Annotated in this window: 12 protein-coding genes; 7 read left to right on the plus strand and 5 right to left on the minus strand. The window is 58.8% G+C overall.

All coding sequences use genetic code 11. The features are described from left to right. Positions 1-40: 40 nt before the first annotated feature. Positions 41-1,777 carry a methionine-R-sulfoxide reductase gene (locus Poly24_RS21405; protein WP_231753276.1) on the minus strand — a complete coding sequence of 579 codons (1,737 nt, stop codon included), beginning with the start codon at positions 1,775-1,777 and terminating at the stop codon, positions 41-43. A gap of 424 nt (positions 1,778-2,201) precedes the next feature. Here Poly24_RS21405 and Poly24_RS21410 point away from each other — a divergent pair, with 424 nt between their 5' ends. Further along, positions 2,202-2,795 carry a peroxiredoxin gene (locus Poly24_RS21410; protein WP_145100429.1) on the plus strand — a complete coding sequence of 198 codons (594 nt, stop codon included), beginning with the start codon at positions 2,202-2,204 and terminating at the stop codon, positions 2,793-2,795. Positions 2,796-2,897: 102 nt separating this feature from the next. Here the strand turns inward: Poly24_RS21410 and Poly24_RS21415 are convergent, their stop codons facing one another. Together Poly24_RS21415 and Poly24_RS21420 are read right to left on the minus strand one after the other, a co-directional pair. Next, on the minus strand, positions 2,898-3,683 hold the full coding sequence (locus Poly24_RS21415) for a hypothetical protein (RefSeq protein WP_145100432.1): 786 nt from the start codon (positions 3,681-3,683) through the stop codon (positions 2,898-2,900). 282 nt (positions 3,684-3,965) lie between these two features. Next, complete coding sequence (locus Poly24_RS21420) at positions 3,966-4,382, minus strand: response regulator (protein WP_197452082.1); 417 nt, start codon at positions 4,380-4,382, stop codon at positions 3,966-3,968. A 401-nt stretch (positions 4,383-4,783) separates the two neighbouring features. Here Poly24_RS21420 and Poly24_RS21425 point away from each other — a divergent pair, with 401 nt between their 5' ends. The 4 genes from Poly24_RS21425 (at position 4,784) to Poly24_RS21440 (ending at position 9,667) form a co-directional block, all read left to right on the plus strand. Beyond that, positions 4,784-5,677: a succinate dehydrogenase cytochrome b558 subunit gene (locus Poly24_RS21425; protein ID WP_231753277.1), complete on the plus strand. Its 894-nt coding sequence runs from the start codon at positions 4,784-4,786 to the stop codon at positions 5,675-5,677. Positions 5,678-5,746: 69 nt separating this feature from the next. After that, the gene (gene sdhA / locus Poly24_RS21430) at positions 5,747-7,720 is read left to right on the plus strand and encodes a succinate dehydrogenase flavoprotein subunit (RefSeq protein ID WP_145100439.1); all 1,974 of its coding nucleotides are present in this window, start codon (positions 5,747-5,749) and stop codon (positions 7,718-7,720) included. A 39-nt stretch (positions 7,721-7,759) separates the two neighbouring features. Next, entirely contained in the window at positions 7,760-8,605 is an 846-nt protein-coding gene (gene sdhB / locus Poly24_RS21435; RefSeq protein WP_145100442.1) for a succinate dehydrogenase iron-sulfur subunit, read from the plus strand. 21 nt (positions 8,606-8,626) lie between these two features. Then, complete coding sequence (locus Poly24_RS21440) at positions 8,627-9,667, plus strand: aldo/keto reductase (RefSeq protein WP_145100447.1); 1,041 nt, start codon at positions 8,627-8,629, stop codon at positions 9,665-9,667. Between the two features lie 41 nt (positions 9,668-9,708). On the opposite strand, the gene Poly24_RS21445 is transcribed toward Poly24_RS21440, so the two are convergent. Both Poly24_RS21445 and Poly24_RS21450 read right to left on the minus strand, forming a co-directional pair. Further along, positions 9,709-10,728 (minus strand): DUF6807 domain-containing protein, encoded by a 1,020-nt coding sequence (locus Poly24_RS21445; RefSeq protein WP_145100450.1) that lies wholly within the window; start codon positions 10,726-10,728, stop codon positions 9,709-9,711. 72 nt (positions 10,729-10,800) lie between these two features. Then, positions 10,801-11,628 (minus strand): NADPH-dependent F420 reductase, encoded by an 828-nt coding sequence (locus tag Poly24_RS21450; RefSeq protein WP_261343127.1) that lies wholly within the window; start codon positions 11,626-11,628, stop codon positions 10,801-10,803. Here Poly24_RS21450 and Poly24_RS21455 point away from each other — a divergent pair. Continuing rightward, positions 11,539-12,540, plus strand: a complete 1,002-nt coding sequence (locus Poly24_RS21455) for an LOG family protein (protein WP_145100454.1) — start codon at positions 11,539-11,541, stop codon at positions 12,538-12,540. The genes Poly24_RS21450 and Poly24_RS21455 overlap by 90 nt on opposite strands. 477 nt (positions 12,541-13,017) lie before the next feature. Beyond that, positions 13,018-14,460: a PP2C family protein-serine/threonine phosphatase gene (locus Poly24_RS21460; RefSeq protein ID WP_145100458.1), complete on the plus strand. Its 1,443-nt coding sequence runs from the start codon at positions 13,018-13,020 to the stop codon at positions 14,458-14,460. Positions 14,461-14,502: the final 42 nt, after the last annotated feature.

Here is a 14,502-nt window from a genome sequence, read left to right on the forward strand (position 1 = left end):
AGAGCGACAGACGACAGCGATATCGTGGCTACGATCGAGACTAGGGCTTGGCGTCGGCCGGTGGCTTGACCACTGGCGGCAGTTCTTCATCCTCTTCGACAAACGCCATCGACAGCGAATTGACGCAGTGTCGTGTGTTCTTCTTGGTAAAGCCTTCGCCTAAGAAGACGTGTCCCAAGTGGCCGCCGCAGTTCTCGCACAGGATTTCCGTACGTCGTCCGTCGGCATCGACGCTGCGACGAACAGCCCCTTCGATTTCATCGTCGAAGCTCGGCCAGCCACAGTGACTCTCGAACTTGCTGTCGCTCTTGTACAACGCCGCGTTGCAACGGCGGCAGATGTAGGTCCCTTTCTTCTTGTTGTTTAACAGCGCCCCGGTCCCAGGACGCTCGGTCCCCTTGCGAACGATCACATATTCTTCTTCGGGGGTCAGTTTGTTAAAGCTCATCAACGTGGCTCCTTTGAATTGGTTGGCTTTGGGATCGCTGATTCGGATGCGACGATATTCCATCTGACCACGGTCTCCTTCGAGTCCGATCGGCCCCGAATCGGGGACCTTCATTTCGGCTTCGAGGACTTCGCCATTGCAGGTGCAGTGGGCCACGTTGCCGCGAACCGTCACGACAAGATCGTTCCATTGTTGTGGCTTGTAGTTTTTCAGATCCTTGTACGGACCGGCCAGCGGATAATCGCGGCATTGCAATTGGGGAGCGCGAATGAAGACGCCCGAATCGGCGTTGGGGGTCGCGCGGAATTGCAGCTTCAACGTAAAGTCGTCGCCGAACTCTTGGGTGGTCCACATTTGTTGACCTTTGCGACCTTCGGGGGGCGTCGTCACAACTAAGCGACCGTTGATCGCAACGTAACGTCCGTCGGTGCTGGCGGGGCCTTCAAAGCTAGCCAGAGGCTTGAGGGTTTTCCGTTGGCGATATCCCCAGCCCGAGAGGTCTTTGCCATTGAATAGGCTGATAAATCCGGGTTCGACCTTGAAGTCGTCCGCTTCGGTTTCCAGGAAGCCAAGCGTCGCAAAGATCGGCCGGATCGCGTCGGCCCATTTTTGGTAGCCCTTGCCGTTGGGATGCAGCAGGTCGGGGAATTCCGATTTGGAAGCGTCGCCGTTTTCGTCGGCAAACAAGGTCCAGGTGTCGACGACGGTGATCTGTTTGTCCCCTTTGACGGCCGCCTTATAGAGGTCGTTCACCTTGCGGATCTTGTCGGCGGGGCGGGCTTTGCTGGCCGAGCTGGGGAAGGTTTCGCACAACACGATCGGCATCTTCGGATTGTGCTGCTTCAGCGCCGCGATGATCAATTCCAAATTGCTGGCGATCACCTCGGGGGCCGCTTGATCTTCGAGATCGTTGGTTCCGATCAGAATGACCACAGCCGCTGGATTGAGCGACAGAACATCTTCCTCCAGACGGATCAGCACGCCGCGGGTTGTGTCGCCGCTGATGCCTCGGTTGGCAACTTTCATTCCGGCGAAATAGTCGTTCAGTTTAGCGCCCCAGCCCTGAGTGATCGAATCGCCCAAGAAGACGACAGCCCCTTGATCCTGTTGAACCTGAGTTGCCCAGAGACTGCGGCGGCTTTCCCACAGCTTCTTGAACCAATCGGCGCGTCGCAGCGGTCCGGCGCCGGGCAGTCCCTCGTCGGTCGCCGGGATCGCAAATTCAGCGGTCGCCGCCGGTTGGGCGAAGCTGGTCGAACCCGCGACGGAAAGCAATGCAAACACAAACAGGCAGTTCACGGGGAACGTGCAACGGATCAAAGCTCGCATGGGATTCGGGATCTCCAATGAAACAGGTGGGGGCATGGGGGGATGTTGCCGTATTTCAAGACGCTCGGTTGGGGAAGGCCCAGCCACGGACGGTGCCGGGAAAGCGTCGGAGTGTCCTCATCGAAGCCACTCACGGTCTCACTAGGTTAGCACAAACCGACGGTCATTCCCACATAACGCTTCTCGCGGCAAACCGGCCGAGGGAAAGGTGTTTTGCGGCGCTGGCCTAGTTTCGGATCCTTGCCATCGGACCTACAATACCGCTCGCGGCTCGATGCCAATTGTGGCTCGGATTGACACCATTGCGTCCTCTCAACCGGGCGTTTATGTCAACCCTGGCTACACAAGGTGTCGTCGCGACGGGCCCCGCATCAGGCGGTGCTTTGACAATCCATGGGCATCCCAATCTGGAGACCGACCGAATATGACACAGCTCGTTACCCACGAAGCGCCGAATTTCACCGCGCAGGCCGTGATGGCCGACGGATCGTTCAAATCGATCAGCCTGACCGATTATCGCGGCAAATACGTCGTGCTTTTCTTCTACCCATTGGACTTCACCTTTGTCTGCCCGACTGAAATCATCGCGATGAGCGAAGCGGCCAAAGAGTTCGAAGCGCTCAACGTGCAACTGTTGGGCGTTTCGGTCGACAGCCACTTCTCGCACCTGGCGTGGCGTAACACCCCCCGCGCTCAAGGCGGTTTGGGCGACATCCAATACCCATTGGTTGCCGATCTGAACAAGCAGATCGCTCGCGATTACGACGTCCTGTTGGACGGCGGCATCGCTTTGCGTGGTCTGTTCCTGATCGACAAGGACGGCGTTGTCCGTCACCAAGTCGTCAACGATCTGCCACTGGGACGTAGCGTCGACGAAGCGTTGCGAATGTGCAAAGCACTGCAATACTTCGAAGCTAACGGCGAAGTTTGCCCAGCCAACTGGACCGAAGGCGCTCGCACCATCAAGCCAGACGTCGACGCGAGCAAAGAGTTCTTCGGAGCAGAATACTCGGCGTAACGTCAGTGGAACGAACGCGTTCCGCTGAGCCAACCAATAAAAAACCGCGAGTCGAATCCGACTCGCGGTTTTTTTATGGAGTGTTGGCTCGTCCGGAGCGGTTCAGTTGAACAGCGAGGTCAGCAATCGGCCGACCGCTTCGTTGGAGGCATCCGAACGGAGCGAGGTCGAAGGGCGTCGGTCCGGTTTGCGCGATTCGTTCTCTTTGCGTTCGCCGCGTTCGCGGTCCAGGTTATGGCGAGGTTGGCCCGCGTCGCCTCGGTTGCGGTCGCGGTCGTTCGATGGACCTCGTGCATCGCCTTGGTCTCGGTTGTTCGAAGGACCACGCGCATCGCCTCGATCGCGGTTGTTGGAGGGGCCACGCGAATCAAATCGGTCATGATCGCGGCCTTTGCCTGGGCTACGCGGTCCGTCCAGGCGAATCTCGACGCGATGCTGAGGGAAGGGGACCGTCGTCGGGGGCAGGATCACGCGTCCCACCCGATGGGAGTGGTGGTGGCTGTCCGCGAATGCGTGCGACAATCGCGAGTAGAGGTGATCGGCGTTGTACCAAACGCCCGCGGCACCGGGAAGCGAGCGGCAATCGTGCCCCAGCAGGCTGCGAACGCGGAAGTGCAGCGAACGCACGTCGTCGAACAGGCCGCGAGTTCGAGAGCGATACGGATCGCGGACAACCGCTTCGTAGAATTCGTGCGAAGCTTCGTCCAATCGACTGACATAACGGCTCAAGTAAGGCGAACTGTGGCGATCGTGCTTGATGTAATCGGCCAGAACATGAACGGAACGGTGATAGTCGCGGGCGACCGATTCCAACCGGTGGTCGGCCTGTGCGGTGGTGGCGGCGGTGGACAGCAGGGCGATGGCGAGGGTTGCAGTCAAGTAACGCATCTTCGTGTTCCTTGGGGAGGGAGCCGGGATGGCTCAGGGTCGGCGATCGTTTGGCTGTCGCCGCAATCGTTGCGGTGCCATGCTTGGCGACAGCAGGCCGCCATCAAAGCGGCCTGATAGATTGGTATCGCAGGGAGCGTGCCAAACCGCCGGGGACGACCGCCAAGACGACGCTAAGTCGCTGTGCAACAATAGGTTGCGTTCGGTTGCAGACGACACAATGAAGAGTTGCCCAACGCGGCAAAGTGTCGTCACATTGACACTGATGTCGTCAGATTGACGTCATTCGGGACGATCGGCGCCACGAGATTCGGCTTGCCAGCCGTAGCGTTTGGCGAGCAGATGGGTGACGACGCTGGAGATCTCACGGATTTTCAGCGGTTTAGGGATCACCGAGACATCCTCCAGCTTGCTTGCCGCGTCGCAGATCGCTTCGTCCAGGGCAGCCGACATCAGGATGCAGGGGAGGGAGAGCCCCGAGGCACGCATTCGCGTGAGCGCTTCGATTCCGCTCAATCGGGGCATGTGGACGTCGAAGAGCGCCAAGTGGACTTGGTGGCGGCTGATGATGTCCAGAGCCTCTTCGCCATCTTCGGCCAGATACATCTCAAAGTCGAACCGATCCAACACGCTTCGCAGCGTTTCTCGAAACGCGCGATCGTCGTCGGTAATCAATAGGTTGGGCTTCGTCAGTTTCATCACACGGGCCTCTGGGGCAAATTGCCTCATCCGACAGGAAATTTCCTGCCAAGTTGTCAGGCAATCGATGGCATCCACAGGTTGTAGCAAATTCGAGACCAAGCGGTCTCGTAACGCTTGCACCACGCGGGTCTTGTTTATTATGGCTGATAAATCGTTGCCGCGTCCGGGTAACTTACACAGATTGCCAAATCGTCGCAGCCGCATTCTTGCGCTTTTCTTCCATGGGGCGATGTGATTAGGCTAGCAATTTGGGTTGGGGGAATCCACCAACCACGCTTGCGGCCTGCCGTAGCAACCTTAAACTATCCCGAAAGTTACGCACGATTGCGACTTTCGGTTAGACCCACCGAGACTTTACCTCACCATCAGCGCCCTCTAATGAGGGGTAGGTATGTTCTGTGTCAACGCAACCTGAACCTTCATTTTTTCTGAAGCACGAATTTGCCATTCGCCGCATCCACTCTTTGCTGGGTGTCGTGCCAATCGGACTCTACATGTGCGTCCACCTGACAACCAATGCTAGCCTGATGGCGGGGCCTGGGGCCTTCCAGCGGATGGTGAATCAGATCCACAGCCTGGGGCCGGCGCTACCGGTCGTCGAATGGGCCTTCATCTTTTTGCCGCTGCTGTTCCACGCCATCATTGGCATTTGGATTGGAATGACCGGCGAATCGAACACCGATCGCTACAAATACACGGCGAATCGCCGCTACCGGTTCCAACGCATCACCGGCTACATCGCGTTTGTCTACATCACGATGCATGTCTTCCATCTGCATGGTTGGTTCCACTTCGGTCCTTGGTTGGACTACATCGCCACGCCGCTGGGGATGGCTCAGTTCAAGCCTTACAACGCGGCATCCAGTTTGGCTCACGCGATGGACGGCGTTTTCTGGCCCGCTTTTTACCTGGTCGGTGTTCTGTCGTGCGTCTATCACTTTGCTAACGGTCTGTGGACCGCCGGGATCACCTGGGGATTGTGGGTTTCGCCTGCAGCTCAGAAACGTGCATCGATGTTGTGTGGCGGGATCGGCCTGTTGGTCGGCATCATCTCGATCACCGCTTGGGTTGGCGCGTTGACTGTCGATCCTAAGGAAGCTCGGATCGTCGAGGATCGGATGTACGAAGCGGGCTTGGAATCGGGCGCCGTCTTCGACGACCCGCACAAACGCTCGGCTCCCGAAGCGGTTGAGTCCGAGGAATCGGAAGCCGACAGCGACGCAAACGCAGCCGACGAAGCGGACGCGGATGCGGAAAAAGCTGACGCGTCTGAGACCTCCGCGGCAGAGTAGTCTCGCCGCGTCGCATCCTACCTAACGAATCATCAAACACACACCGATTTATATCATTTGGAGTCATCAATGTCCCAGCAACGGGTCGTAGTTATCGGCGGTGGCCTGGCCGGTCTGTCTGCCACGATGAAGCTGGCAGAGCTGGGCATTCCGGTCGATCTGATCAGCCTGACGCCGGTCAAGCGTTCACACAGCGTGTGTGCCCAAGGTGGCATCAACGCCTGTAACGACCAGACGCGTCAGTTGGGCGACAGCGAATGGAAGCACTTCGACGATACCGTCTACGGTGGTGACTTCCTGCAGCACCAACCGCCGGTCAAAGAGATGACGTTGTGGGCGCCAAAGGTGATCGAGTTGATGGATCGCTTGGGCGTTCCGTTCAATCGCACCGGCGAAGGTTTTATCGACCGCCGTCGCTTCGGCGGAACGCTGTACAAGCGAACCGCCTTCTCGGGCGCAACCACCGGTCAGCAGTTGCTGTATGCGTTGGACGAACAGGTGCGTCGCCGCGAGAGCGAAGGACTGGTTCGCAAGTTTGAATTCTGGGACTTCTTGGGACCGATCCAAGACAGCAATGGCGAATGTCGCGGCGTCGTCGCTCAAGACATGGTGTCGATGGAAATTCGCGGCTTCCCCGCGTCGGCAGTTGTCGTCGCCAGTGGTGGTTGCGGTTTGTTGTACGGCCGCAGCACGATGAGCGTCTTCTGCAACGGCAGTGCGGCCAGTCGCTGTTTCCAAGCCGGTGCCAAGTATGGCAACGCGGAGTTCATTCAGGTTCACCCGACCGCGATTCCTGGCGCCGACAAGTTGCGACTGATGAGCGAATCGGCGCGTGGCGAAGGTGGACGCGTGTGGGTTCCGAAGAAGCCGCAAGATTCTCGCTCGCCTCGCCAGATCCCCGAGAACGAACGCTACTACTTCTTGGAAGAACGTTATCCCGAATACGGCAACTTGGTCCCACGCGACATCGCGACCCGCGAGATCTTCGACGTCTGCGTCAACGACGGATTGAGCGTCGAAGCGGGACGGATGTGCGTCTACTTGGATCTGACCCATATCGAGCGATCCGAACTGGACCGCAAGCTGGGCGGCATCTTGGAGATCTACGAGAAGTTCCAAGGCGTCGATCCACGCGACGAACCGATGAAGATCTTCCCCGCGGTTCACTACAGCATGGGCGGCCTGTGGGCTGATTATGTCCGTTCGGCCGACGGCGGCATGGAAGCGGGCAACCCTCGCAACCAGATGACAACCATCAACGGTTTGTACGCGATGGGCGAATGCGATTACCACTACCACGGTGCGAACCGTTTGGGTGCCAACTCGCTGCTCAGTTGCATCTTCACGGGCCTCTTCAGCGGTCCTGGCATCGCCAACTTCATCCAAGGTCGCAGCGAAGCAACGACCAGCGATGTGGAAGCGGCGGTTCGCAAGCAACAGGAACGTCACGATGCTCTGTTGAACCAGAGTGCCGGCGGCGAGAACCCTTACTTGATCCATCAGGAACTTGGCGACGTGTTGACTCGCGCGGCGACCGTGGTCCGCAAGAACGAACAGCTCGAAGAAGCGATCAAGACAGTCGACGATTTGCATCAACGCGTGCAGAAGGTTTCGCTGTCCGATACCGGCACCTGGACCAATCAGAACGTGATCTTTGCCAAAGCGGTTCAGGACATGTTCCCGTTGGCCAAGGCGTTGTTGAAGGGTGCGTTGCAGCGGGATGAGTGCCGCGGTGCTCACTTCAAGCCAGCCTTCTCGATGCCCGAATTGACAAGCGACAACGATGCCGATCGTCGCCGCGAAGCCGAAGCGTGGTGCGATCGCTTCGAAGAGAACAACAAGAAATTCTTGAAGAGTTCCGTTGCCACTTGGGAAGGGAACGATGTGTCGATCGCATACGAAGATGTCGATACGTCGCTGATTCCTCCGCGTCCACGGCTGTATGGCCTCAAGGGTGCTGAAGTGATCAGCGAGGTCTGGAACGAACGGGCTGCCAAGAAGAAAGCCGCCGCCGCGACAGCCTCTCAAGACGCAGCCAACTAACAACAATCAAATCGATCCACGCCTACCGGTTTCATACCAATGATTGCACCTGAAAAATCCATGCCCGATACGATCGATGTCCGGATCTTGCGCCAAGAAGGACCCGGTAAAAAGCCATACTGGGAACGCCATCGCATCCAGTACGAGCGCGAGATGAACGTGATCAGCGTGCTGCAGAAGGTCGCCGCGCAAGCGAAGACCGTCGAAGGCAAAGACGTTGCTCCCGTCGCTTGGGATTGCGGCTGCTTGGAAGAGGTTTGCGGATCGTGCACGATGGTCATCAACGGCCGCGTGCGACAGAGTTGTTCGGCGTTGGTCGACAAGTTGTTGGCCGACCAGCCGTCACATATCGAACTGGCTCCGATGACCAAGTTCCCCGTGCTTCGCGATCTGTTGGTCGATCGATCGCGTCTGTTCCGTGGACTGAAAAAGATCAAAGCCTGGGTGCCCGTCGATGGTTATTACGACATGGGACCGGGAGAACGGCAGAGTCGCGAACAGCAGGAACAGGCTTATCCGTTGAGCCAATGCATGAGCTGTGGTTGCTGTCTGGACGCTTGCCCGCAGTACAAGAAGATCGAAGTCGATCGGATCACTGGCGAGTCGGAAGAGGATTACCAAGCTCGCTGCAACGCCGAATACGACAACGCATTTATCGGTGCCAATGCGATCAGCCAAGTAATGCTGTTCAACGATCATCCGGTCGGCAAGATGATGGCTGATGAACGGATGGAAGCGCTGACCGAGCCAGGTGGAATCCAGGTTTGCGGTAACGCTCAGAACTGTGTCGCGGTCTGCCCGAAAGAGATTCCGTTGACGACCTCGATCGCTCGCGCCGGTCGCGCCGCGACGGTTCACGCGATCAAGCAGTTCTTCGACCGGTAATTTCTGAATCGGTAAAGCTCGATGCAACGACAGCTGTTTGGCAAAACCGGCTTGCGAATTCCGCCGGTCGTATTCGGTTCGACCAGCTTGGGGAACCTGTTTGCCGAGGTCCCCGACGAGGCGAAGCAGCAGGTGGTTGCCGAGTGGTTTCGCCGCGTCGAAGCCCCCGTTTTTATCGACTCCGCCGGCAAGTACGGCGCGGGGATGTCGTTGGAGATTATCGGTCGCGAGCTGGCGCGGTTGAACATCGATCCCGCCGACGTGGTGATCAGCAACAAGCTTGCTTGGACTCGCCAGCCGTTGGTTGGCGATGAGCCTACGTTTGAACCGGGTGCTTGGTTTGGGCTGACGCACGACGCGCGTCAGGAGATCAGTTACGAGGGGATCCTCCGCTGCTATCACCAAGGGAACGAACTGCTTGGCGATTACCAAGCCGGTCTGGTTTCGGTTCACGATCCCGATGAGTATCTCGCTGCGGCAGTCGATCCCGCCGATCGCAAGCAGCGTTGGCACGACATCGAAGAGGCCTATCGTGCGCTAGGTGAGCTGCGCAGCGACGGGAAGGTCCTGGGCGTTGGCGTGGGAGCCAAGGACTGGACTTCGATCCGCCACGTCTGCGATCGCGTCGATCTCGACTGGGTGATGCTGGCCAATTCGCTGACGATTATGAAACATCCGCCGGAGTTGCTGGCGTTTATCGAACAGTTGGATGAAGCCGGAGTCGGGATCTTAAACGCCGCGGTCTTTAACGCCGGCTTCGCGCTCGGCGGCAAGTTCTACGATTACCGTGTCGTCACCGGCGAATCGGCCGAGGATCGCGAACTGCTCGATTGGCGGCAGCGTTTTCAAACCGCGTGCCAGCGGTTCGACGTCGCGCCGGCGGCGGCTTGTCTGGAGTTTGCTCGCAGCGTTCCAGGGATCCAAGCTGTCGCGATCAGCAGTTCCAGTCCACACAACATCGCACGAACCGTCGCGGCGGTCGACGGCGCAGCGCCACCAAGCTTCTGGTCGCATTTAAAAGAAATGCACGTGATCGATCCGTCGTTCCCGTTCTTGGGCTAGCAGCCGCGATAGGCGCCGATCGAATCGGACGATCCTGCGATCTACTCGGCTTTGTCGCCGCACCACGCTTGCCATTGCTGTTCGATCCACGCCGGATCGGGCTTTCCATCGGTGACCAGGAATCGAAAGCTCGCTTCGTAGGGCTGGTCTTTGGTGATCTGGAACTCTCCCGTCACGCAAGGTGCAAAGCAGAAGTAGGGCATGCTGGGATGGAGCCGCGCCGGCTGCGGGGCGCGAAAGTTGTCGGCGTGTCCAAGCATCGTGATGCAGACCACGTCGTCCCCTTCGGTTCCCGAAAGCGTTACCCATCGCGTCGGGTGATGGTTTCCTGTGATCCGGACATGGCCGTGCTCGTCGACGATCTCGCTGATCGGTTCGCTTGGTCTTTCGTTGCTCGCGTCGCTTGCTTTGGCGGCAGCTTTCTTTCCCGATGGCAGGCTCCAGCGAGCGGGGCCGCGCGTCGCAACGCCGCCGTAATGATACTTTTCAACCGTCAACGGCTTGTCGGTCAGTGCTTGCTGAGTCGTCTGGAGATCGAAGCAGCGGTACGATCCGTCGGTCGGTTGGACCGTGATTCGCCATCGCTCACGCAGTATATCGACCTTCGGTTCGGCGACCGTATGGTGAATCAGATCGACCTCGAACCCTGCCGATTCATTTACGGTAAACGTCTTGACGACGCGTTCATGCGACACGCGTCCGACGCCTCCGGCAAGATTCCAGAAGTCGATCTCGCGTCCGTCGTAGTTGGTCCTCACCCACGCGCTGAAGATCCCCTGTTGGTGCGGATGATCTGCGGGGAAAGCTGCCGTGACGACGCTTCCCGCTGGCGAAGCGACAGGATGCAGGAATCCGCTGCGGTGATAGATCGGATCGATTCCGTCGGGGACCGGCGGCGATTGCTTGTTGTAAACCAACACCGACTTGCCATCGCTGGCGATCTCGATCGCCGCATCGGTCTCCGTTACTTGCAGTTCGGCGGCGGCAAGCGGGGATGCAATCAGAGACGAGACCGCAAGCAGGCTTGCGAGCAATGAACGCAATGCGGGCGTGTGTGTCATCGATTCGTCCTGTGTTGGTGAGGGCCCGTGGGAGGTCTAGTTGGGGCGGTGCGAGGCCGATGCCATCGCGGTTTAGCGACGGAGCATTTTCAGAGCGAACTGGCTGCCCATCTTCTGATGGATGGCGAGTTGGATGTAGAGCATCGCCATCGGTTCCAAGTAGCGTGCAGATTGCAGGTCGCCCGCATCGATCGCCTCAAAACCAAGCTCGTCGATCAGCGTTCCTGCGGTCGCTTTTGCTGTAACGTCGTCGCCACAGTAGAACATCGTGGCGCGTTGGCCATCGAAATCGGGGTTTTCCATCGTCGCCAAACTGGCGGTGTTGAAGGCTTTGACAACGTGTGCTCCGGCAGCCCAGTGCGCGATCTTTTCGGCTGCCGATTCGGTGTGGCCGAGCGTGATCCCGTCGAAGGTTTCGTTTAGCGGGTTGGTGCAATCGATCAAGGTCTTGCCGGTCAAATCGCCTGCGTTGGTCAGCGTTTCGCGGGCGGCGGTCCATGGGGCGGCGAACAGGATCGTATCGCATTGCCGCGCCGCTTCGGCGATCGTTTCGGCTGCATGGGCGTGCGGATTCTCTTCGATCAACTGTTGCACGCGCTCACTTTGTGGCAGTCGCGAGCCAAAGACGATGTTGTGACCGAGCCCGGCCAGACGGCGGCCCAGGGTTGCACCGACGTTGCCCGTACCTAAAACTGCGATATCCAATGCTTCAAACCTTTGACTATAACGGGGATGTGAATGACTGGTTGCATTGTATTGGCAACCCGCATGGCTTGATATCCTGCTACACGCCCCCGGAAGAGAACGAGAATGACCGAAAAACCGGACGATTCGGGAAGCAACAAAGAGACACGGTTGCGCAGCCCCGACTTGATCGAAGTGATGCGGAAGACGATCGATCGGCTGGTCCGCGACCGGACCGCGCGCGGCGATCTGAAGATCCTCAGCCGCACGTTGATCGAATTGCGATATGCGTTTAGCGTCTTCCGACCCTACCGGCGACATCGCAAAGTGACCGTCTTCGGGTCGGCTCGGACCGCGCCGTCGCATCCAACGTTTAAGGCGGCCGAGGAGTTTGGTCGGCGGATGGCGGCCGAGGACTGGATGGTCGTCACCGGTGCGGGTAGCGGGATCATGGAGGCGGGGCACCGCGGCGCGGGACGCGAGCATTCGATGGGGCTGAACATCATGTTGCCCTTCGAACAGGGTGCCAACCCGGTGATCGAAGGCGATCGCAAGCTGGTCACGATGAAGTACTTTTTCACTCGCAAGTTGATGTTTGTGAAAGAGTGCCACGCGGTGGTCAGCCTGCCCGGCGGCTTTGGTACGCTCGACGAAACCGCCGAAGTGATGACCCTGCTGCAAACGGGGAAGCACCCGATGATTCCAGTCGTTCTGTTGGATTCGCCCGGTGGAACGTATTGGAAGGAGTTTGGCAAGTTTGTCGATTCGCAACTGCTCGACGGCGGGATGATCTCGCCCGAGGATCTGCGGTTGTACAAGATCACCGAATCAGTCGACGAAGCGGTCGCCGAACTCGATCGCTTCTATCGTGTCTATCACAGCATGCGGTATGTCAACGGCAAGCTGGTGCTGCGGTTGCAGCGACCGTTGGGAGCGGCGAAGTTGGCAGCGGTCAACGATCGGTTCTCCGATATCGTCGTCAAAGGCGGTTTCGAGCAGATGGCTGCACTGCCGGAGGAGCACTCCGAAGCAGAGATCGCCGAATTGCCGCGGCTGGTCTTTCTGTTCAATCGTCGGGCGATGGGGCGACTGCGAATGCTGATCGACTTTATCAACGAAGACGAGTGATCTCGCGGTCGAGGTGAGCTCGCAGGGCATTTTCTCGGGGCGTTTGCGACGCCCGTCGGGACAGGTTGAAGCGGATGTGGGGATGACCGCATCGGCGGTGGTCCGGTCGTGTCGCTTGTGACGGCGGCGCGATCGAGTTCGTGAACTTTATCGACTGCGTCGACTTCTGCGGTCACGAAAGCTTCTCCGGTCTGCCGATGCTAGCAGTGTGACCCATGAAGGGAATCAAAACTGTTAAGTCTTCATGCGACCGGATCGATCCAATGCACTGCTGTTTGCGGTGCGATCGCTTCAGAGCCGCGTGAGGGATAGCTTCCGGCAAGGACTCGCTGGTGCCCAATGTCAAGCCGCCGTCAACGATGACAGCGCGGCGTCACCTGAGCCTGGATCGACGACGTGACCTTGCAAATACCTGACTACCTTCGAATTCACGCAGACGACAACACCTCCCCACGGAAGTTTGCTGCAAGCGACGAGATGTCCGCTTTTTGGCAAGCTTATGTTGATGCGACGGGTTGGCGAATCAAACCTTCCACTGGCACCACGGCGCACCGGCCGATGTTGTTGCCCGCCTGCACCGAGGCGATGATGGATGTTGATTCTGCCGACGCGCAGCCGGCGGTTTCAAAAAGTGCAGCGGAAACGCTTGCACTGGCCGCGTCGCGAATCGCCGACCGTTTGCGTGAATTCGAAGGTTTGCTGAGACACGACGAAGCGACTCGCGCCGTCGAAGACGCTTTTGCTGGCAACATGCCCACCGCAGGTCACATCGCTGACCGCCTGGAATCAGTGCTGCAAGAGGCGACGGTCGCGACCGGATGCGACGCGGCGGGACTCTACCTGTTGGATGCCGATACCAGTCAATTGAAGCTGCGTTCGTGTTTCGGGCTCCCCAAGTCGCGATTGATGCAGCCGCCACGCCCCCTGCGTGGATCGTTGGGCGATCTGGAAGCTTTGGTTTCGCCGGTCGTCACAATTGAAGACATTCCGCGGATGCCACACTGGGAGAGTCCCGAAGAACGCGGGGCTGCGATCGTGGTCGCGATTCGCGGTGGCGACCTGCCGCTGGGAACGCTTTGGTTGTGGGACGATCAGCCGCGCGACATCACGTCGGCGCAACAAGCTTCGGCCACCCTCGCCGCGGGCCGGATCGCGGCTGAACTCGAACGCGAGGTGATCCATACCAAGTCGATCGAACAAACGGAAATCCGCGACGAACTCCGTTCCGCCTCTGCCTGGCAATCGCGTCAGCTGCCTCCCGCAATTCCGTTAGATCAAGATTGGGATGTGTCGGGGTGGTGCGAAGCCGCCGACACCGTGGGGGGGGATTGGTTCGCCTGGGATGTATTGCCCGATGGCAAGCTGGCAATCGCGATCGCATCGGTCGGGACCAGCGGAATCGAATCGGCCTTGACCGCCGCCACCGCTCGGTCGGCGTGGCAATCACATACCGGATACCGTCATAAAACGAATCAAGTGCTCAGCCGCGTTAACGATACGCTGTGGCAGACGTCGACCGGCGATCAATCGACAAGTCTGCTTTACGCAAACGTCGATCCGGAAACGGGCGAAGGACAGTTTTCCGCGGCAGGCAATTGCCATGGATTGATCGTCAATCGCTACGGATACCGGATGCTCACCTCGCCAACCAAACCGCTGGGACACGATCCCGACGTTCGGCCGATGGTACAATCGATGCGATTGCTGCCAGGCGAAGCGTTGGTGTTGATCAGCCAAGGCGCGCTGGCCAGCAATGGCTCGCCGCAATCGGGCCGCTTGACCCAGCAAGAATTGACCGACGCGATCCGCAGGGAACTGCACAACGGCCCCGAACCCGCCCTGTCTTGCCTGCGAAGACTGTTCGCCCAAGCCGGCAAAGCGGACGCCGATCGATCGCTCGCGATCCTGCAACGGCAATAACGCGCCGCCAACGGGCACGCCGTCGGTTGCCGAACAACCGAC

Origin of the sequence: Rosistilla carotiformis (assembly GCF_007753095.1) — a bacterium.
Lineage (GTDB): Bacteria > Planctomycetota > Planctomycetia > Pirellulales > Pirellulaceae > Rosistilla > Rosistilla carotiformis.